The 18,122-nt window shown below is 75.6% G+C and carries 18 protein-coding genes; 12 read left to right on the top strand and 6 right to left on the bottom strand.

Annotation, left to right across the window (positions count from 1 at the left end):
- Positions 1 to 94 precede the first annotated feature (94 nt).
- The 3 genes from PGB27_RS03430 (at position 95) to PGB27_RS03420 (ending at position 5,744) form a co-directional block, all read left to right on the top strand.
- Complete coding sequence (locus PGB27_RS03430) at positions 95 to 3,472, top strand: pyruvate carboxylase (protein ID WP_274198918.1); 3,378 nt, start codon at positions 95 to 97, stop codon at positions 3,470 to 3,472.
- Positions 3,473 to 4,012, top strand: a complete 540-nt coding sequence (gene rsmD / locus PGB27_RS03425) for a 16S rRNA (guanine(966)-N(2))-methyltransferase RsmD (protein WP_274198917.1) — start codon at positions 3,473 to 3,475, stop codon at positions 4,010 to 4,012.
- A gap of 346 nt (positions 4,013 to 4,358) precedes the next feature.
- Complete coding sequence (locus PGB27_RS03420; protein WP_274198916.1) at positions 4,359 to 5,744, top strand: hypothetical protein; 1,386 nt, start codon at positions 4,359 to 4,361, stop codon at positions 5,742 to 5,744.
- 49 nt (positions 5,745 to 5,793) lie between these two features.
- Here the strand turns inward: PGB27_RS03420 and PGB27_RS03415 are convergent, their stop codons facing one another.
- Positions 5,794 to 6,033: a hypothetical protein gene (locus PGB27_RS03415; RefSeq protein WP_274198915.1), complete on the bottom strand. Its 240-nt coding sequence runs from the start codon at positions 6,031 to 6,033 to the stop codon at positions 5,794 to 5,796.
- Positions 6,030 to 7,226 carry a hypothetical protein gene (locus PGB27_RS03410; RefSeq protein ID WP_274198914.1) on the bottom strand — a complete coding sequence of 399 codons (1,197 nt, stop codon included), beginning with the start codon at positions 7,224 to 7,226 and terminating at the stop codon, positions 6,030 to 6,032. The genes PGB27_RS03415 and PGB27_RS03410 overlap by 4 nt, the downstream gene beginning before the upstream one ends.
- Before the next feature lie 157 nt (positions 7,227 to 7,383).
- Between PGB27_RS03410 and PGB27_RS03405 the strand changes: the two genes are divergently transcribed.
- Positions 7,384 to 7,749 (top strand): hypothetical protein, encoded by a 366-nt coding sequence (locus PGB27_RS03405; RefSeq protein ID WP_274198913.1) that lies wholly within the window; start codon positions 7,384 to 7,386, stop codon positions 7,747 to 7,749.
- On the opposite strand, the gene PGB27_RS03400 is transcribed toward PGB27_RS03405, so the two are convergent.
- Positions 7,739 to 8,401 (bottom strand): GNAT family N-acetyltransferase, encoded by a 663-nt coding sequence (locus PGB27_RS03400; protein WP_274198912.1) that lies wholly within the window; start codon positions 8,399 to 8,401, stop codon positions 7,739 to 7,741. The two genes, PGB27_RS03405 and PGB27_RS03400, sit on opposite strands and share 11 nt — an antisense overlap.
- 36 nt (positions 8,402 to 8,437) lie before the next feature.
- On the opposite strand from PGB27_RS03400, the gene coaD reads away from it, so the two are divergent.
- The 6 genes from coaD to mutM all read left to right on the top strand — a co-directional run bounded on the left by coaD (position 8,438) and on the right by mutM (position 12,228).
- Complete coding sequence (gene coaD, locus PGB27_RS03395; RefSeq protein ID WP_274198911.1) at positions 8,438 to 8,911, top strand: pantetheine-phosphate adenylyltransferase; 474 nt, start codon at positions 8,438 to 8,440, stop codon at positions 8,909 to 8,911.
- Positions 8,912 to 8,999: 88 nt separating this feature from the next.
- Positions 9,000 to 9,755: a DivIVA domain-containing protein gene (locus PGB27_RS03390; protein ID WP_274198910.1), complete on the top strand. Its 756-nt coding sequence runs from the start codon at positions 9,000 to 9,002 to the stop codon at positions 9,753 to 9,755.
- A gap of 72 nt (positions 9,756 to 9,827) precedes the next feature.
- A complete protein-coding gene (locus PGB27_RS03385) occupies positions 9,828 to 10,415 on the top strand; it encodes a YceD family protein (RefSeq protein ID WP_274198909.1) in 588 nt (195 codons plus the stop codon).
- Between the two features lie 14 nt (positions 10,416 to 10,429).
- Positions 10,430 to 10,612, top strand: a complete 183-nt coding sequence (rpmF, locus tag PGB27_RS03380) for a 50S ribosomal protein L32 (RefSeq protein ID WP_274198908.1) — start codon at positions 10,430 to 10,432, stop codon at positions 10,610 to 10,612.
- A 43-nt stretch (positions 10,613 to 10,655) separates the two neighbouring features.
- Positions 10,656 to 11,366, top strand: coding sequence for a ribonuclease III (gene rnc / locus PGB27_RS03375; RefSeq protein WP_274198907.1), 711 nt, complete (start codon positions 10,656 to 10,658; stop codon positions 11,364 to 11,366).
- Positions 11,359 to 12,228, top strand: coding sequence for a bifunctional DNA-formamidopyrimidine glycosylase/DNA-(apurinic or apyrimidinic site) lyase (gene mutM / locus PGB27_RS03370; RefSeq protein ID WP_274198906.1), 870 nt, complete (start codon positions 11,359 to 11,361; stop codon positions 12,226 to 12,228). The genes rnc and mutM overlap by 8 nt, the downstream gene beginning before the upstream one ends.
- 9 nt (positions 12,229 to 12,237) lie before the next feature.
- Here the strand turns inward: mutM and PGB27_RS03365 are convergent, their stop codons facing one another.
- A complete protein-coding gene (locus tag PGB27_RS03365; protein WP_274198905.1) occupies positions 12,238 to 12,729 on the bottom strand; it encodes a DUF1059 domain-containing protein in 492 nt (163 codons plus the stop codon).
- 171 nt (positions 12,730 to 12,900) lie between these two features.
- On the opposite strand from PGB27_RS03365, the gene PGB27_RS03360 reads away from it, so the two are divergent.
- The gene (locus tag PGB27_RS03360; protein ID WP_274198904.1) at positions 12,901 to 13,428 is read left to right on the top strand and encodes a helix-turn-helix transcriptional regulator; all 528 of its coding nucleotides are present in this window, start codon (positions 12,901 to 12,903) and stop codon (positions 13,426 to 13,428) included.
- 18 nt (positions 13,429 to 13,446) lie between these two features.
- Here the strand turns inward: PGB27_RS03360 and PGB27_RS03355 are convergent, their stop codons facing one another.
- Positions 13,447 to 13,659 carry a hypothetical protein gene (locus PGB27_RS03355; protein ID WP_274198903.1) on the bottom strand — a complete coding sequence of 71 codons (213 nt, stop codon included), beginning with the start codon at positions 13,657 to 13,659 and terminating at the stop codon, positions 13,447 to 13,449.
- An 82-nt stretch (positions 13,660 to 13,741) separates the two neighbouring features.
- Positions 13,742 to 14,191, bottom strand: coding sequence for an SRPBCC family protein (locus PGB27_RS03350; RefSeq protein WP_274198902.1), 450 nt, complete (start codon positions 14,189 to 14,191; stop codon positions 13,742 to 13,744).
- A gap of 169 nt (positions 14,192 to 14,360) precedes the next feature.
- Here PGB27_RS03350 and smc point away from each other — a divergent pair, with 169 nt between their 5' ends.
- Positions 14,361 to 18,098 (top strand): chromosome segregation protein SMC, encoded by a 3,738-nt coding sequence (gene smc, locus PGB27_RS03345; RefSeq protein ID WP_274198901.1) that lies wholly within the window; start codon positions 14,361 to 14,363, stop codon positions 18,096 to 18,098.
- Positions 18,099 to 18,122 lie beyond the last annotated feature (24 nt).

Raw genomic sequence — 18,122 nt, 5'->3', positions numbered from 1 at the left:
ATGACACACGTCGCCCTCATGACACCGCCCGGTCGCGATAGCCTCCGCCGACCCGGGTGCCGGGTGGTGCCGGTGGGAGGGGTGTGTCGCAGAGATGTTCCGCAAGGTGCTCGTCGCCAACCGTGGCGAGATCGCGATCCGGGCCTTCCGGGCGGCCTACGAGCTCGGCGCGGCCACCGTGGCCGTGTTCCCCCACGAGGACCGCAACTCCGAGCACCGGCTCAAGGCCGACGAGGCCTACCAGATCGGCGAGGTCGGCCACCCGGTCCGCGCGTACCTGTCGATCGAGGAGATCATCGCGGCCGCGCAGCGCTCCGGCGCCGACGCCGTCTACCCCGGCTACGGGTTCCTGTCGGAGAACCCGGGGCTCGCCACGGCGTGCCAGCAGGCGGGCATCACGTTCATCGGTCCGCCGCCGCGGGTGCTCGCGATGGCCGGCAACAAGCACCGCGCGGTCGCCGCCGCCCGCGAGGCCGGCGTCCCGGTGCTCGACTCGTCCGACCCGTCCGACGACCTCGACACCCTGCTCGCGGCGTCCGAGTCGATGACCTTCCCGGTGTTCGTCAAGGCCGTCGCGGGCGGTGGCGGGCGCGGCATGCGGCTGGTCAAGGAGCCGAGCGCGCTGCGCGACGCCCTGCAGGCGGCGATGAACGAGGCGTCGGGCGCCTTCGGCGACGCCACCGTGATCCTCGAGCAGGCGGTCATCGACCCGCGCCACATCGAGGTCCAGATCCTCGCCGACGGCGCCGGGCACGTCATGCACCTCTTCGAGCGCGACTGCTCGGTGCAGCGGCGTCACCAGAAGGTCGTCGAGATCGCGCCCGCGCCGCACCTCTCGTCCGAGCTGCGCGAGCGCATCTGCGCGGACGCGGTCAAGTTCGCCGAGGCCATCGGCTACGTCAACGCGGGCACCGTCGAGTTCCTGCTCGACGCCGACGGCCACCACCACTTCATCGAGATGAATCCGCGCATCCAGGTGGAGCACACGGTCACCGAGGAGGTCGCCGACGTCGACCTCGTGGCCGCCCAGATGCGCATCGCGTCGGGGGAGACGCTCGCCGACCTCGAGCTCTCCCAGGACTCGGTCGCCCTGCACGGGTTCGCCGTCCAGTGCCGCATCACCACCGAGGACCCGGCCAACGAGTTCCGCCCCGACATCGGGATGATCTCGGCCTACCGCTCGGCGTCCGGCTCGGGCGTGCGCCTCGACGGCGGGACGGCCTACGCCGGCGCGGAGATCAGCGCGCACTTCGACTCGCTGCTGGTCAAGGTCACGTGCCGCGGGCGCGACTTCACCACCGCGGTGCGCCGGGCCCGCCGGGCGCTCGCCGAGTTCCGCGTGCGCGGCGTCGCCACCAACATCCCGTTCCTCATGGCCCTGCTCGACGAGCCGGACTTCCGCGAGGGCCGCGTGACGACGAGCTTCATCGCCGAGCACCCCGAGCTGCTCTCCGCGCGCGCCCCCGCCGACCGCGGCACGCGCCTGATGGCCTACCTCGCCGACGTCACCGTCAACAAGCCCTACGGCGAGCCGCCGCGCCTCGTCGACCCGCGCGAGAAGCGGCCCGCGGTCGACCTGTCGGCGGCGCCGCCGGACGGGTCGCGCCGCCGCCTGGCCGAGCTGGGCCCCGAGGGGTTCGCGTCGTGGCTGCGCGAGCAGTCGACGGTCCCGGTCACCGACACGACGTTCCGCGACGCCCACCAGTCGCTGCTCGCGACGCGCGTGCGCACCCGCGACCTGATCGACATCGCCCCGCACGTCGCGCGCACCACCCCGGAGCTGCTCTCGCTCGAGTGCTGGGGCGGGGCGACGTACGACGTCGCGCTGCGCTTCCTCGCCGAGGACCCGTGGGAGCGCCTCGCCCGCCTGCGCGAGGCCGTCCCCAACCTGTGCCTGCAGATGCTGCTGCGCGGGCGCAACACCGTCGGATACACGCCCTACCCGACCGAGGTGACCGACGCCTTCGTCGCCGAGGCCGCCCGCGTCGGCATCGACATCTTCCGGATCTTCGACGCGCTCAACGACGTCTCGCAGATGCGCCCGGCGATCGACGCCGTGCGCGCGTCCGGCGGGGCGGTCGCCGAGGTCGCGCTCTGCTACACGAGCGACCTGGACGACCCGTCGGAGAAGCTCTACACGCTCGACTACTACCTGCGCCTCGCCGAGCAGATCGTCGAGGCGGGCGCGCACGTGCTGGCGATCAAGGACATGGCGGGGCTGCTGCGCCCGCCCGCCGCGCGCAGGCTCGTGACGGCCCTGCGGGAGCGCTTCGACCTGCCCGTGCACCTGCACACCCACGACACCGCCGGCGGCCAGCTCGCGACGCTGACCGCGGCGATCGACGCGGGCGTGGACGCGGTGGACGCCGCGGTGGCGTCGATGGCCGGGACGACGTCGCAGCCGTCGCTGTCGGCGCTCGTCGCCGCGACCGACCACTCGGACCGCCCGACGGGGCTCTCGCTCGACGCCGTCAACGCCCTCGAGCCGTACTGGGAGCTGGTCCGCAGGGTCTACGCGCCGTTCGAGGCGGGGCTGGCGTCGCCGACCGGGCGCGTCTACACCCACGAGATCCCCGGCGGGCAGCTGTCGAACCTGCGCCAGCAGGCCGTGGCGCTGGGGCTGGGGGACCGGTTCGAGCAGGTCGAGGACGCCTACGCGGCCGCCGACCGGATGCTCGGGCACCTGGTGAAGGTCACGCCGTCGTCGAAGGTCGTCGGGGACCTCGCGCTGCACTTCGTCGGCGCCGGCGTCGACCCGGCGGCGTTCGAGGCGGAGCCGTCGAAGTACGACATCCCCGATTCGGTGATCGGCTTCCTGCGCGGTGAGCTCGGCGACCCGCCCGGCGGCTGGCCCGAGCCGCTGCGCTCGCGGGCGCTCGAGGGCCGCACCGAGCGCCCGGGGCTCGCGGAGCTGAGCGACGACGACCGCAAGGGCCTCGAGGCCGACCGCGCCGCGACGCTCAACGAGCTGCTCTTCCCGGGGCCGACGAAGGACTTCCGCGAGCATCGTCACTCCTACGGCGACACCTCGGTGCTGCGCAGCCAGGAGTTCTTCTACGGGCTGGAGTCCGAGCGCGAGTACGCCGTCGACATCGACACGGGCGTGCAGCTGCTCATCGAGCTGCAGGCGATCTCGGAGCCCGACGAGCGCGGGATGCGCACGGTGCTGATGTCGCTCAACGGGCAGCTGCGGCCGCTGCAGGTCCGTGACCGCGCCGTCCACACCGACGTCAAGGCCGCCGAGAAGGCCGACCGCAGCGACCCGGGCCACGTGCCGGCGCCGTTCGCGGGCGTGGTGACGTTGCAGGTGGGCGAGGGCGACCGGGTCGAGGCCGGCGACACCGTCGCGACGATCGAGGCGATGAAGATGGAGGCGTCGATCACCGCGCCGAGGGCCGGCACGGTGGAGCGCCTGGCGATCGCGTCGGTCCAGCAGGTGGAGGGCGGCGACCTGGTCGTGGTGCTGGCGTAGATGACGCGCATCATCGGCGGCGTGGCCGGCGGTCGTCAGATCGCCGTGCCGCCGACCGGCACCCGCCCGACCGCGGACCGGGTCCGCGAGGCCCTGTTCTCCGCGCTCGAGGCGCGCGACGCGCTGGAGGACGCGGAGGTCCTCGACCTCTTCGCCGGCTCCGGCGCGCTGGGCATCGAGGCGCTCTCGCGCGGGGCGTCCACCGCGCTGCTCGTCGAGCGGGACCCGCGGGCCTGCGCGGTGATCCAGAGCAACGTCGGGGTGGCCGGGGTGCGGGGCGCGCTGGTGCGGCGGTCGTCGGTGCTCGCGTACCTCAAGCGGACGCCGGGCCCGGTCGACCTCGTCTTCGTCGACCCGCCCTACGCCGACCCCGTCGATGCGGTCCTCGCCCTCCTGCCGCGCTGGGTGCGCGGGGGCGGGCTCGTGGTCGTCGAGCGGGACACCCGCTCGCCCGCGCCCACCTGGCCCGAGGGCCTCGACCCCGAGGTGCCCCGCACCTACGGCGAGACGACCCTCCACCTCGCCACCGCCCCGACCTGACCCGGCCCCCGCACCGAGCCCGAGTGGCACACGGGGTGTGCCAGCGTGGCGTCCACGCTGGCGTTGAACGTCAGGATCGCCACCTGCTCGCCGACGCGACACGCCGCAACAGAGGGAGCGGTCGGTCGCGCCGTCCGGACGGACGGCCGCGCGACGGCGGCGCAGCGCCGCGCAGTGGCGGGGCGCACCGGCTGCGCCGCTCGGAGCCACTTCGTCGCGACGGCCGCCCGCACGGCGTCACCCGTCCGTGCGCCGGGAATGCCGGGCTCCCACGCGGCGGGTCGACCACCACGGCCCTGCCCGCTCCCTCGGACGGCGACGTCCGATCATCGGGAAGGACCCACCCATGACCGAAGCGCTCGGCATCGAATCGATCGACCTCCACGGCTCCGTCGTCATCGGCGGACGGCGGGTGCGGATCGACATCACGACCGAGGAGGACGGCCAGCAGCGCGTCACCGGACAGAGCCAGGACGGCACCGGCGAGCAGGACGGCGTCGGCGTGCGGTCCGACGGGCTCGGGGGTGAGGAGACGGGCGAGGCCCGCGACGAGGACACCGGCGAGGACGGCGACGTCGAGGACAGCGCCGACGTCGAGGACGAGGACCAGGCCGACGAGGACCAGGCCGACGAGGACCAGGCCGAGGATCTCGACGCCGAGGACGCGGAGGACGACGACCTCGAGGCGGAGGACGCCGGGGACGAGGGCGACGACGAGGTCGAGGACGCCGAGGCCGAGGCCGACGACCGGGCGGACGACGAGGCGGAGGACGCCGAGGCGGCTGACGAGGACGAGGGCGACGACGAGTCCGAGGATCTCGAGGCCGAGGATCTCGAGGCCGAGGATCTCGAGGCCGAGGACGCCGAGGACGCCGAGGCCGAGGACCTCGACGACGAGGCGGACGACGAGGCCGACGACGCGGACGCGGACGCCGAGGCCGAGAGCGATCTCGACGACGAAGCCGACGACGAAGCCGACGACGAGGCTGAGGACGAGGCGGACGACGAGGTCGAGGACCAGGCAGACGAGACCGAGGACCTCGAGGACGAGACCGAGGACGAGACCGAGGACCTCGAGGACGAGACCGAGGACCTCGAGGCGGAGGACGACGCCGAGGCCGAGGACGCCGACGCCGAGGACGCCGACGCCGAGGACGCCGACGCCGAGGACGCCGACGCCGAGGACGCCGACGCCGAGGACGCCGACGCCGAGGACGCCGAGGACGACGCGGAGGAGGACGCCGAGGCTGAGGACGCCGACGAGGAGGACCAGGCGCCGGCCGCCGGAGCCTCCCGCGACCAGGGCGTCGACGTCGACGAGGCCGCGGACCAGTCCGGCGCCCGCGCCGGGAGCTCCGACGGAGACGGCACCGACGAGGGGCAGGACGGCGACGGCCGCCACGGCCTCGCCGAGCGGCTCCACCTGCGTCGCCCCCGCCGGCCCGAGGAGGCGTCCGGGTCCTCGCGGTCGTCCGAGTCCGCGGGTTCGTCCGGGTCGACCCGGTCGTCGCAGTCGTCGACCCAGCCCCGCCGCTCCAAGCGCCCCGAGGAGACGCCCGACGCGCAGCCGGGCCGCAGCGGGGGAGCGCGGCGCCGGCGGCCGTCGGAGTCGGGCACCGACGAGCCGGCCCGTCCGCGCTCGCCGCGGCGTCCCCGGCAGTCGACGGAGGCCGGGGACCAGGAGCAGCCGACGACCCGCCGTCGTCGCAGCTCGTCGGGGTCGGCGGGCTGATCGACGTCCCGGGCGGCCGGCGGGCGCGGTGCCGGCCGCCCGGGAGCGGTCAGGTCGGGTCGTCTGGCGCGTCGACCCAGGACAGGATCGCCTCGTCGATGCGCACGTCCCGGTAGGTCGTGTGGGCCTGGACGCGGTCGGGGAGGTCGCGACGCCGGCTCCCCGAGGACGAGGCGTCGTCCTGGTCGCCGGTCAGGTCGACCCGGACCTGCGGCTCCTCGTGGAAGCGCAGCCGGCGCGCCCGCACCGTGGCCCGGAACTCGAGGTCCGGCGGGCGGTCGTCGCTCATCCGCTGGCCCGGCGGGCGGGTCGGGGCCGCGTCGTCGACGTCGCGCGACGGGAGCGCCCGCCGCTCGAGGACCGCTTCGAGGTCCGGGTGGCGCCCTCCTCGCCGGTGTCGCTGTCGGACGCCGTGTCGGAGGTGCTCTCCGTGGCGGGGTCGTCGGCCGACCCGGCCGACCCGGCCGCCTCGTCGACGGTGCGGCCCGCGCCGGTGACCGCGTCCTCCTCGCCGGAGCCGGAGCCGGAGCCGGAGCCGGAGTCGGAGTCGGAGTCGGACACGGCGGTCCCGGCCGCGTCGTCGACCGCGCCGGCGGCGTCGCCTGCCGTCCCGGTCGCCGAGCCCGCCGCCGAGCCCCCCGCCGAGTCGCTCGTCGAGCCGCTCGTCGAGCCGACCACCTCCCCGGCCCCCTGGGTCGCGCTGCCCGCGGCCTCCCCGACGTCGCCGGCCGCACCACCCACGGCACTTCCGGCCTGCTGACCGACCTGACCGACCTCGCCGACGACGTCGCCCGCCGTGTCCCCGACCTGGCCGACCGCGTTGCCGGCCTGCTGACCGACCTCACCGACGGCGTCCCCGGCCGCGCTGCCGAGCTGACCCACGGCCCCGCCGGCCTGCTGCCCGAGCTCGCCGACGGCCCCGCCGGCCTGCTGTCCGAGCTCGCCGACCGCGCTGCCGGCCGCGCGCCCGACCTCGCCCGTCGCCTCGCCGAGGCCCGAGCCGACGTCCTGCACCGCGCTCGCGGCGCTGCGCACCACCGTCTCGAGGATCTGCGGGTTGCGGTCGATCGTGGTCAGGACCCGGTCGATGATCCGGGCGACCTCGTCCAGGCGGACCTTGAGCGTCGCCTCGGCCTGCACGCCGTCGATCTCGAGTGCGACCCTGCCGAGCTGGGCGTCGACGCCGACGTTGAGCTTGAGCAGGTCGAGGACCTCGGCCTGCAGCGACACCTTCGCGCGCAGGTCCTCGACCTCGAGCCCGATGTGGTCGACCTGCAGCTTCGGGACGTCGAGGTAGACGTCGGGGCGGCCGCCGCCCTCCGGGCGCGGGCTCGTCGACCCGGACGCCCGACGCTCCGCACGGCGCTCGTCCTGCCGCTCGTCCTGCCGCCGCTCGGCGCCCTCCTCGGACTCCGGGCGGCGGGCTCCGTCGCCCGTCGAGGGGGTCGTCCGTCGGGCGCGCCGCGGGGAACCGTCAGCCATGCTGTGCCTCCTTGTGGGGTACCCCACAGGGTCGCCGTCCCCGTGAGGTGCGGAAACGGCGCCGGTCGGCCCAGCCGGACCCGCCCCACGCGCCGACGGTCAGGGCCTGCTGCGCGCGGCGGCTCCTCGCCACGGAGCACCTGCCACGATCGACGACGTGCGGTCGAACCTCGTGCCCGTGCTCCTGACGGCGCTGCTGGTCGCCCTGGGCGCCTGCACCACCGCGCCGCCACAGCCCCGCGACGCTCCGCCCACTCCCGCCCAGGTCGACCGGGCCCTGCGCTTCGCCGCGCTCGCCCCGCTGCCGGCGGACGCGGTGGTGACACGGCTGGAGACCCAGAGCGGCATCGACACCCGCGTGGTCCTCGCGGTCCGCCTCGCCGACGCCGGATCGTGGCGCGCCGCGTCCGGGCTCCCGCCCGACGACGCCCAGCAGCGCGTCGCGAACCCCGACGGCGCGATCGTCTTCCGGTCGGCCACCGGCGGGCCCGGCGAGCTGACGGTCACCGCCTTCACGACGTGACGGCCGCCAGGAAGGCGTCCACGCCCTCGACGTCGACGTCGGGCAGGCGTCGCCGCCGCCAGGTCGCCGGGGTGATCGCGGCGTGGACCTCGACGACACCGTCGCCACCCGTGGCGCGGTGCGTCTCGCGGTAGCCGAGCCGCGCCGTCACGGCCCGCGAGGCGGCGTTGCCCTCGGCCGCGCCGGTGACGGCCCGCGTGGCCCCGAGGTGCGCGAACGCCAGCTCCAGGAGCATCAGCCGCACCCGGCGCCCCAGCCCGCGCCCCTGCTCGGCGCGCGCCAGCCACGACGACGTGCGGACCGTCCCCGCCGGATCGTCGAGCTCGTGCGCCAGCACCGCCAGCCCGAGCGCGCGGCCGCCGTCGAGGACGGCCAGCGGCACCCGCCAGCGCGCGGGCGACGGCGCCTCCCGTAGCCGCCACGCCCACTCGAGGAAGCGCCGGGCGGCCCCCTCGCCGCTCTCGGGCGTCCACCCCAGGAGCTCGCCCTCGCGCCCCGGCTCCACCACCCCGCCGGGCTCGGCGACGATGTCGGCGAGCTCGAGCAGCTCCTCGTCGGTCGGCCCGAGGAGCACGGTCCCGGCGTGGGCCACCCGCAGCCCGAACTGCGGGTAGAGCGCGGCCAGGTCGGCGCGCAGGAGGTCGGCGTCCACGTCGGTCATCGTCGCGCTCTGGAATGATCAGGCGCCATGGCGATCGCGGTGTGCCCCGGCTCGTTCGACCCCGTCACGCTCGGGCACGTCGACGTCGTCACCCGCGCGGCGGCGCTGTTCGACGAGGTGGTCGTCGCCGTCGCGGTGAACCCCTCCAAGCAGGGCCTGTTCACCGTCGACGAGCGCCGCGAGCTGCTCGCCACGGCGCTGGAGGGCGTCCCCAACGTCCGCACCGACGCGTTCGAGGGCCTCGTCGTCGACTACTGCCGCGCGATCGGCGCCGCGACCCTGGTCAAGGGGCTGCGCTCGTCCGTCGACTTCGGGTTCGAGGAGCCGATGGCCCAGATGAACCGCCACCAGACCGGCGTCGACTCCACGTTCCTCATCACCGACCCGCGGTGGTCGTACGTCTCGAGCTCGCTGGTCAAGGAGGTCGCGCGCGGCGGCGGCGACGTCAGCGCCTTCCTGCACCCCGAGGTGCACCGCCGCCTGTGCGAGCGGATCGGCTGAGGCCGCACCCGGATCGAGCCCCGCCCGACACGCCGACGCAGGTGCGCAATCCCCGGTCCCGGTGATCGCCGGGGCCACACTGTCCGCCGTGTACCGCGTGTTCGAGGCTCTCGACGAGCTCGTGACCCTCTGCGAAGAGGCGCGCGGGCTCCCCATGACCAGCAACTGCGTCGTCCCGCGCGGCGACGTGCTGGAGCTCCTCGACGACGTCCGCGAGGCGATCCCGGGCGAGCTCGACGACGCCCAGGACGTCCTGGACCACCGCGACAAGCTGATCGCCGACGCGACCGAGGAGGCCGAGACCGCGCGCCGCGAGGCGCGCGAGGAGGCCGACCGCCTGCTGGCCGAGGCGCGCGAGCAGGCCCAGCAGATGATCGCCGAAGCCGAGCACGAGGCGGAGCGCACGGTCGGCCGCGGGCGCCGCGAGTACGCCGAGCTGACCGAGCGCGCCGAGGCCGAGGCCGAGCGCATGGTCGAGGCCGGCCGACAGGACTACGAGCGCTCGGTGGCCGACGGGCGCGCCGAGCAGGCGCGGCTCGTCGAGGCCCACGAGGTGACGCGCGCGGCCCAGGCGGAGGCGGAGCGGATCGTCGACGCGGCCACCGACGAGGCCGACCGCCGCCGCGCGGAGTGCGATCACTACGTCGACGGCACCCTCGCCGACTTCTCCGAGACGCTCGAGTCGGTCCTCGACACCGTCGGGCGCCACCGCCACCAGCTGCGGATGAGCGCGCCGGTCGGTCCGGCCGCCGCGGGTCCGCCACGGCGGGACGAGGAGCCGGAGCCGCGCGACGAGGCGCCGCGCGAGGGCTGGCGGCGCTGGACCGAGCGCCTGGGCGCCTGATCGTGCTCGCGTAGACTGGCTCGTCGGGCCGTGATCACGTGCCCGCCGAGCACCACCGTCACGAGCAGTGAGATGACGAGCGAGAAGAAGAGCCCCGAGTCGTCCGTCGACGCGACCAGCCCCTGGGTGGTCGACGTCGCGCGCGAGCTGCTGCGCCGCCCCGGCCAGATGAAGACGTTGCGCCGCGACGTGCCCGCCCCCGAGGGCTTCGGCCTGGAGATGGTCGGTGTGCCCGTGGGCGCGCCGATCCACCTCGACCTGCGCCTCGAGTCGGTGATGGAGGGCGTGCTGGCGTCGGGCACGGTCGAGGCCGACGTGAGCGGCGAGTGCTCGCGCTGCCTCGAGCCGTTCACCGACCACGTCGACGTGGAGCTCACCGAGCTCTACGCCTACCCCGACTCGGTCACCGACGACACGGCCGACGAGGACGAGGTCAGCCGCATCGTCGACGAGCGGATCGACCTCGAGCCGGCCGTGCGCGACGCGGTCCTGCTGGAGCTGCCGGTGACCCCGCTGTGCCGCGAGGACTGCCCCGGCGTGGCGACCCCGGACCCCGAGGCATGGGCCTTCGTCCCGGCCGGAGAGGCCCGTGAGAGAATCGATCCTCGCTGGGCCGCGCTGCAGGAGAAGTACGGCGGCACCGGCCGCACCGAGAACTAGGGAGAGACAAGACCGTGGCCGTCCCCAAGCGCCGGATGTCCCGCGCGAACACCCACGCCCGCCGCTCGCAGTGGAAGGCGTCGGTGCCGCAGCTGGAGGCGTGCCAGAACAAGGCCTGCGCGAAGCCGAAGCCGCCGCACGTCGCGTGCCCCCACTGCGGCCAGTACGCCGGTCGCCGCGCCGTCACCCCGGCCTGAGGCCGCACCCGACGTCGCCGTGACGGCCACGAGTGCGGAGGCGGTGGAGCCTCCCCAGGAGCCGACGCTCACCGAGGTCCTGCAGGTCGAGCTCGACCCGCAGCTGGTCGAGCTCGCCCTGACCCACCGCTCGTACGCCTACGAGCACGGCGGGCTGCCGACCAACGAGCGTCTCGAGTTCCTCGGTGACGCCGTGCTCGGCGTCGTCGTGACCGAACGGCTCTACCGCGAGCACCCCGACCTGCCCGAGGGGCAGCTGGCGAAGCTGCGCGCGAGCGTGGTCAACATGCACGCGCTCGCCGGGGTCGCCCGCGAGCTCGGCCTCGGCGACCGCCTGTACCTCGGCCGCGGCGAGGAGCTCACCGGCGGCCGCGACAAGCCGAGCATCCTCGGCGACGCGGTCGAGGCCGTGCTCGGCGCGGTCCACCTCCAGCACGGCATCGAGACCTCGCGCCTGCTGGTCGAGCGCCTCTTCGGCGAGCTGCTGCGCACCGCCCCGCTGCTGGGCGCCGGGCTCGACTGGAAGACGAGCCTGCAGGAGCTCACCGCCGCCCGCGACCTCGGCGTCCCCGAGTACCGGATGGCCGAGCAGGGCCCCGACCACCTCAAGGAGTTCACGGCGACGGTCGTCGTCGCCGGCGAGGAACGCGGCACCGGGGTCGGGCGCACCAAGAAGGAAGCCGAGCAGAAGGCCGCCCGCTCGGCCTACCAGTTCCTGGAAGGGGACGACGGGTCGTCGGCGACCCGTGCCTGAGCTCCCCGAGGTCGAGGTCGTCCGGCGAGGGCTCGCCGACCACGTGCTGGGCCGCCGGGTCCGCGAGGTCGAGGTCTTCCACCCGCGCTCGGTGCGCCGCCAGCCCGGCGGCGGCCCCGAGCTCGTCGAGCGCCTGACCGGCCAGGTCCTGCGTGACGTCCGCCGTCGGGGCAAGTACCTGTGGGTCGAGCTCGGCGAGGACGCCCCCGAGGCGGCGCTGCTCGCGCACCTCGGGATGAGTGGCCAGCTGCTGGTCCAGCCCGCCGAGCGCCCCGACGAGAAGCACCTGCGCATCCGGCTGCGCTTCGTCGACGACGGTCCGGAGCTGCGCTTCGTCGACCAGCGCACCTTCGGCGGGCTGACCGTCGTCGACGTCGCCGGTCCGGAGGCGCTGCCCGTGCCGGTGGCCCACATCGGCCGCGACCCGCTCGACCCCGCGTTCGACGGCGAGGCCGCGGTCGCGGGGCTGCGCCGGCGCCGGACCGGTCTCAAGCGGGCGCTGCTCGACCAGACCCTCGTCTCGGGCATCGGCAACATCTATGCCGACGAGGCGCTGTGGCGCGCGAAGCTGCACTACGAGCGGCCGACGGCGACCCTGTCGCGCCCCGAGGGCCGGCGGGTGCTCGCCGCGGCGACCGAGGTGATGGGGGAGGCACTGGCCGCGGGCGGCACGTCGTTCGACGCGCTCTACGTCGACGTCCACGGCGAGTCCGGCTACTTCGACCGCACCCTCGCGGTCTACGGGCAGGAGGACCGGCCCTGCCCGCGCTGCGGCACGCCCGTGCGGCGCGCGCCGTTCATGAACCGGTCGTCGTACTGGTGCCCGCACTGCCAGCCGCGGCCGCGGCGCCGGCACCCGTGAGTGCGCCGGTCAGGGCGTCATCGCGCTGACGACGTCGAGGTCGCGGAAGGTCGGCGGTCCTTCGCAGAGGTCGCCGAGCTTGGCCGCGAACTGGACGGTCGCGGGGTGGTCGGAGTTGCGCATCGCCGCCTCGTGGTCGGGGAAGCCGACCACCTCGACGTAGGTGCCCGGGGACTCGCGGTCGGCACCGAGCACGTACCACTGCGCGGTCCGCTCGCCCCCGATCGCCTCGACCCACCCCGCGACGAGCTCGTCGAAGCGCTCCGGCTCGGTGGTCCGGAACTCGAGGACCTGCACGAACGACCCCGTGCCCGCGGCGACGGGCGCGGTGCGCAGGTGGGCGCGCAGGGCCTCGCGGAGCTCGGGGCCGTCGGTGTGCCCGTGGACCGCGACGGCGTGCGCGGCGCCGGCGTCGAGGACCTCGTCCTCGGTGCCGGTGAGGGTCAGTGAGCAGCCGCTGTCGCTGGGGACCTCGCGACAGTCGAGCATGCGGCGGGTCATGGGGACCTCCTGGGACTCCTGCGGACACGGACGGCGGTGCGTCCCATGAAGCAGCAGCCCGCGTCCGTGAGCGATACGGAGGACTCCGTAGGCCAGACGGGTGACGGCGATGCCGGGCACGCGGGGCGGCGGTCCACACTCGGTGGCCCGCCTCCGCTGTGAGCGTGCCCGATGACCCCGGAACCGGTCCTGACCGCCGCGCTGGCCCTCGCCGCCGGGGCCGCCGCGGTGCGGACCCCGGGCGACCTCGCCGCGCACCTGTGGCCGCGCCTCGCCGACCTCGTGCCGTGCGCCGGCGTCCGGGCCACCGGCTTCGACGGCGCGACGCTGGCGTGGCCGGGGGCACGCCCGGCCGGCGGGCACCGGGTCGCGGTCGACCTCGAGCGGGCCGGGGCGCGCGCCCGGGTCGTGCTGGACCGTGCAGCGCCGTTCGACGACCGGGACCTCGCGCTGCTGCGCCTCGTGCGCCCCCACCTCGCCGACGCCCTCTGGCGGGTCGCCGGGGGCGGCGCGCCCGTACGGTTGACGCCGCGCGAGCGCCGGATCCTGGCGATGGTGGCGCGCGGCGCCACGGACCGCGCGATCGCCCACGAGCTCGGCATCAGTTGCCGCACCGTCGGCAAGCACCTCGAGAACGTCTACACGACCCTCGGCGTGCACGACCGCACGTCGGCGGCCATGCGAGTGGGCGCGGGGTGACGTCCCGGCCGCCGTGACCTAGCCGTCGCCGCGCAGCGAGCGGCGGATCTCCTCGAGCTTGTCGCGGGCGGCGGCGTCGTGGTCGGCCTCGCGCTCGGCGCGCTCGCGACCCGCGGGGCTCTCGGCGACGAGCTCCTCGTAGCCCGCCGCGGTGGCGGAGCGGCGCTCGATGGTCTCGCGGACGTGCTCGAACGTGGGCACGCCGTCCTCGGTGTATCCCGGCTCGGTCACGCCCCCAGCCTAGCGGCCCGGACACGCGTCGGGCCCCGTTCCGCGGGAGCGGAACGGGGCCCGGGACCGTGCTGGGTGCTGCTCAGACGTTCTGGGAGGAGCGCTCCATGAGCTGCTTGAACTCCTCGAGCGCCTTCTCGACCTTCTTCTGCGGGTCGGCGAAGAGCTTGGCGACGGCGTCGCCCGCGGCACCGCCCGGGGTGTTCACGTGCAGGCTGACCTCGACGCCGGTGGTGTCACCGTGCGGGTCGAACCGGACCGCGCCGCCGGTCTCGACGTGGTTGTTGCTCTGCTCGAGCGACTTCCACGCGATCTTGCGGTCGGTCTCCTCATCGATGATCTTGGCGTCCCACTCGATGGCCTTGCCCAGCGGACCGTCCACGACCCAGTGCGTGACGTCCGCCGAACCGTCCTTCGGCTCCACCGACTTCACGTCGTCCATGATCTGCGGCAGATGGGTCAGCGGCCGCCACCACTGGTAGCACTGGGCGGCCGGGGCGTTGACCTCGAGGTAGTGCGTTGCGGTAGCCATACCGACGGGTTGACGCGCTGTCGCGGGCCCGAAACCGGGCGGTCCGGCCCGTCCGTGCGACGCGGCACACCGGCTCGACCGATCCGGACGACGTTTCACCGCGCCCGTCACCGTGTCGGGGGGCTCGCGTAGCGTCTGGCGCACCCGGGGCGGGGAGGAGGACCGGGCCGTGCACCTCAAGAGCCTCACGCTGAAGGGCTTCAAGTCCTTCGCGTCCACCACCACCCTGCGCTTCGAGCCGGGCATCACGTGCGTCGTCGGGCCCAACGGGTCGGGCAAGTCCAACGTCGTCGACGCCATCAGCTGGGTGCTCGGCGAGCAGGGGGCCAAGGCGCTGCGCGGCGGGAAGATGGAGGACGTCATCTTCGCCGGCACGTCGGGGCGCGCCCCGCTCGGCCGGGCCGAGGTCACGCTGACCATCGACAACGCCGACGGCGCGCTGCCGATCGAGTACTCCGAGGTCTCGATCACCCGGCGGGTCTTCCGGTCCGGGGCGGGCGAGTACGAGATCAACGGCAGCAGCTGTCGCCTGCTCGACGTCCAGGAGCTGCTGTCGGACTCCGGCATCGGTCGCGAGCTGCACGTCCTCGTCGGCCAGGGGCAGCTCGACACCATCCTGCAGTCGCGTCCCGAGGAGCGGCGGGCGTTCATCGAGGAGGCCGCGGGCGTCCTCAAGCACCGCAAGCGCAAGGAGAAGGCGCTGCGCAAGCTCGAGGCGATGCAGGCGAACCTCACCCGCCTGTCCGACCTCACCACCGAGCTGCGCCGCCAGCTCAAGCCACTCGGGCGCCAGGCCGAGATCGCCCGGCGCGCCCAGACCATCCAGGCCGACCTGCGCGACGCCCGGCTGCGCCTCGCCGCCGACGACCTGGTGACGCTGCGGACCACCATCGAGCGCGACCAGGCCGATGAGGACGCCGCCCGCCGCCGTCGCGACGAGACCGAGCGGGCGCTCGCCGAGGCCGGCGAGCAGGTGGCGGCGCTGGAGGCCGCGGTCGAGGCCGCGACGCCGGCGCACACCCGCGCCCAGGAGGGCTGGTACCGGCTCTCGGCGCTGCAGGAGCGCCTGCGCGGCACCGTGGCGCTGGCCGCCGAGCGCCATCGGCACGTCGCCGGCGTCGAGGACGCGCCGTCGGGGCCCGACCCCGACGAGCTCGAGCGCCGCGCCGGCGAGGCCGCCGAGCACGAGGCGGCGCTGGAGGCCGAGGTCGCCGAGGCGCGGGCCGTGCTCGATGGGCACGCCGAGGGGCGCGAGCGCGCCGAGGACGCGCTGACCACCGCCGAACGTCGCCTGGCCGCGGCGACGCGTGCCGCGGCCGACCGCCGCGAGGGCGTGGCGCGGCTCGCGGGCCAGGTCGAGACGCTGCGCGGGCGGCTGGCGTCGTCCACCGAGGAGCTGGAGCAGCTCGCGTCGTCGCTCACCGAGGCCCACGAGCGGGCGGCCACCGCGCGCGAGGAGCTCGCCGCCGTGGAGGAGGAGGCCGGCCCGGAGCCGGTGGCCGAGCCGTCGGTCGAGCAGGCCGGGCAGGTCGAGCAGAGCCCGGACGACGCCGCGCCCGACGCCCCGGACCCGGAGGCCGCCCTCGACGCCGCGGTCGAGCGCCACGAGGCCGCCCGGGCCGCGGTCGACGCCGCGAGCGCGGCCCACCGCGACGCCGAGCGCGACCGTGCCCACTGGAAGGCGCGCACCGACGCGCTCGCCCTGGGCCTGACCCGCCGCGACGGCGCCGGCGCGCTGCTCGCCGCCGCCGACGCGTCGTCCGGGGTGCTCGGGTCGGTCGCCGCCCTGCTGCGGGTCGGGGCGGGCGACGAGGACGCGGTGACCGCCGCGCTCGGGCCGGCCGCCGACGCGGTCGCGGTCCGCGGGCCGGAGGCGGCCGCGGACGCGCTCGACCGCCTGCACGACAGCGAGGGTGGCCGCGCGGGGCTGCTGGTCGGCGGTGGGGATCCGCCGCCGGCGTCGCCCGGCCCGCCGCCCGCGGGCACCCGCTGGGCCGCCGACCTCGTGGTCGCCCCCGACGAGCTCGCCGGCGCCGTCGCCCGCGTCCTGGCCGGGGTCGTGGTCGTGGAGGACCGCGAGGCCGCCCGGGCCGTGGTGCGCGACCATCCACACCTGCGCGCCGTCACCCGCGGCGGCGACCTCCTGGGCGCCGACTGGGCGGCCGGCGGCCCGTCGGGCAACCAGAGCCTGCTCGAGATGCAGGCCGCCGCCGACGAGGCGGGCGACCGGCTCGCCGCGGCCGAGCGCCACGTCCGCGAGGCCCACGCCGCGCTCGAGACCGCGCGGGAGGCCGAGTCCGGGGCGCGCGCCGAGGTCGGGGTGGCCCGGCAGGTCCGCGACGACCGCCGCCGCGCCGACGCCGAGGCGCGCCGGGCCGCCGACGCCCGCCGGGCCGCCGACGACGCCGCCCGCGCCGAGGCCGCTCGCCGCCACGGGCGGCTCAGCGAGACCGTGCGCGCCGCGGAGGCCGAGGCCCAGCGGCTCACCGAGCGGCGCGCGGCCGTCGAGCGCACGCGCGACGAGCGCCGCGACGAGCTCGACGAGCTCACCGAGCGGCTCGCGATGGCCCAGGACGAGGCCGCCGACGACGCTGCGGGCGACGAGACCGACCAGTACGCGGCGGCGCGCGACGAGGCCTCCGCGGCGCTGACCGCGTCCCGTGCGGCCGAGGTCGACGCGCGCCTGGCCCTGCGCACCGCCGAGGAGCGCCTGCGCGCCGTGGCCGGCCGTGCCGAGGGGCTGCGCCGCCGCGCCGAGGGCGAGCGCGAGGCGCGGGCCCGGGCGGAGGAGCGCGCGCGGGCACGGGCGCGGGCCGCGGCGGTCACCGAGGAGGCCGTCCGCCACGGGCAGGAGGCCCTCGCGCGCCTGGAGACCTCGCTCGCGGCCGCCGCGCAGGCCCGCGACGCCGCGGCCGCCGTGCGGACCGCGCGTGCCGGGGAGCTGGACACCGCCCGCGAGCGCCAGCGCGAGCTGCAGGCCAGCCTCGAGCGGCTCACCGACACCGTCCACCGCGACGAGGTCGTGCGCGCCGAGCAGCGCACGCGGCTGCAGCAGATGGAGGCGGGGATCGGCGAGCGCTTCGGCATCGGGCTCGACGACCTCGTCGCCGAGTACGGGCCGGACGTCCCGATCCCGCCGCCGGCCGGCGAGGTCGCCGAGGTCGAGGCGGCCCGCGAGCGCGGCGAGCAGGTCGTCATGCCCCCGCCCGAGCCGTTCGACCGGGCCACCCAGCAGCGTCGGGCCACCCGCGCGGAGAAGGAGCTGGGCACGCTCGGCAAGGTCAATCCGCTCGCCCTCGAGGAGTACGCGGCGCTCGAGGAGCGCTACCGCTTCCTGTCCACGCAGCTCGAGGACGTCAAGAACAGCCGCAAGGACCTCCTCGAGGTGGTCTCGCAGGTCGACGCGACGATCCTCGAGGTCTTCGCGTCCGCCTTCGCCGACGTCGCCCGCGAGTTCGAGGCCGTGTTCCCGGTGCTCTTCCCGGGTGGCGACGGGCGGCTGGTGCTCACCGACCCCGACGACCTGCTGGCCACCGGCGTCGAGGTCGAGGCCCGCCCGCCCGGCAAGAAGGTCAAGCGGCTCTCGCTGCTCTCGGGCGGGGAGAAGTCCCTGACGGCCGTCGCCATGCTCGTCGCGATCTTCCGCGCGCGGCCCTCGCCGTTCTACGTCATGGACGAGGTCGAGGCGGCGCTCGACGACGCCAACCTGCGCCGCCTCATCGGCCTGCTCGCCGAGCTCCGCCGCAGCTCCCAGCTCGTCATCATCACCCACCAGAAGCCCACGATGGAGATCGCGGACGCCCTCTACGGCGTGAGCATGCGCGGCGACGGCATCACCGCCGTCATCTCCCAGCGCCTGCGGGGAAGCGACGCACCGGGACCGTTCGCGCAGACCACCCCAACGTGATCACGCAGCGTGCTGCTACGTTGC

This window comes from Actinomycetospora lemnae (assembly GCF_028737315.1).
Classification (GTDB): domain Bacteria; phylum Actinomycetota; class Actinomycetes; order Mycobacteriales; family Pseudonocardiaceae; genus Actinomycetospora; species Actinomycetospora lemnae.
This window is presented reverse-complemented; position numbering and strand designations above follow the sequence as displayed.

What these genes read in the sequence shown, in the direction of transcription:
- PGB27_RS03430 (WP_274198918.1), top strand. Translation starts at nt 95, where the DNA reads ATGTTCCGCAAGGTGCTCGTCGCCAACCGTGGCGAGATCGCGATCCGG.
- rsmD (WP_274198917.1), top strand. Translation starts at nt 3,473, where the DNA reads ATGACGCGCATCATCGGCGGCGTGGCCGGCGGTCGTCAGATCGCCGTG.
- PGB27_RS03420 (WP_274198916.1), top strand. Translation starts at nt 4,359, where the DNA reads ATGACCGAAGCGCTCGGCATCGAATCGATCGACCTCCACGGCTCCGTC.
- PGB27_RS03415 (WP_274198915.1), bottom strand. Translation starts at nt 6,033, where the DNA reads ATGAGCGACGACCGCCCGCCGGACCTCGAGTTCCGGGCCACGGTGCGG.
- PGB27_RS03410 (WP_274198914.1), bottom strand. Translation starts at nt 7,226, where the DNA reads ATGGCTGACGGTTCCCCGCGGCGCGCCCGACGGACGACCCCCTCGACG.
- coaD (WP_274198911.1), top strand. Translation starts at nt 8,438, where the DNA reads ATGGCGATCGCGGTGTGCCCCGGCTCGTTCGACCCCGTCACGCTCGGG.
- PGB27_RS03385 (WP_274198909.1), top strand. Translation starts at nt 9,828, where the DNA reads ATGACGAGCGAGAAGAAGAGCCCCGAGTCGTCCGTCGACGCGACCAGC.
- PGB27_RS03365 (WP_274198905.1), bottom strand. Translation starts at nt 12,729, where the DNA reads ATGACCCGCCGCATGCTCGACTGTCGCGAGGTCCCCAGCGACAGCGGC.
- PGB27_RS03360 (WP_274198904.1), top strand. Translation starts at nt 12,901, where the DNA reads ATGACCCCGGAACCGGTCCTGACCGCCGCGCTGGCCCTCGCCGCCGGG.
- PGB27_RS03350 (WP_274198902.1), bottom strand. Translation starts at nt 14,191, where the DNA reads ATGGCTACCGCAACGCACTACCTCGAGGTCAACGCCCCGGCCGCCCAG.